Source organism: Pseudomonas sp. SIMBA_067, assembly GCF_046534675.1.
Classification (GTDB): domain Bacteria; phylum Pseudomonadota; class Gammaproteobacteria; order Pseudomonadales; family Pseudomonadaceae; genus Aquipseudomonas; species Aquipseudomonas putida.
The window spans coordinates 1-218 of sequence record NZ_JAWRYH010001568.1; the positions used below are offsets into that span (position 1 = coordinate 1).

Annotated in this window: 1 protein-coding gene; it reads left to right on the forward strand. The window is 59.2% G+C overall.

Going from position 1 to position 218, the window contains the following annotated elements:
- On the forward strand, positions 1–218 hold a 218-nt coding region (locus SB765_RS34730), incomplete at both ends, for a hypothetical protein (RefSeq protein WP_410933167.1).

Consider the following 218-nt stretch of genomic DNA (forward strand, 5'->3'; position numbering starts at 1 on the left):
GCTGCTGCGGCCGGCACCAGCGAAACCCTCTGGCTGAAATGGCTAGAGGATCCAGACAGCCCACCCTACCGCGCATTGCTGATGCGCGACCGTACGTTGTTGGCTGGCCTGCTTCCCAGCTTTTCTGCTGCCGAAACCATTAACTGGAATGACAGCGACAAGCTTTACTCGATGCTGAGCAAGATCATCGCCAGCGACGATGCCGGCTTGCGCATGCG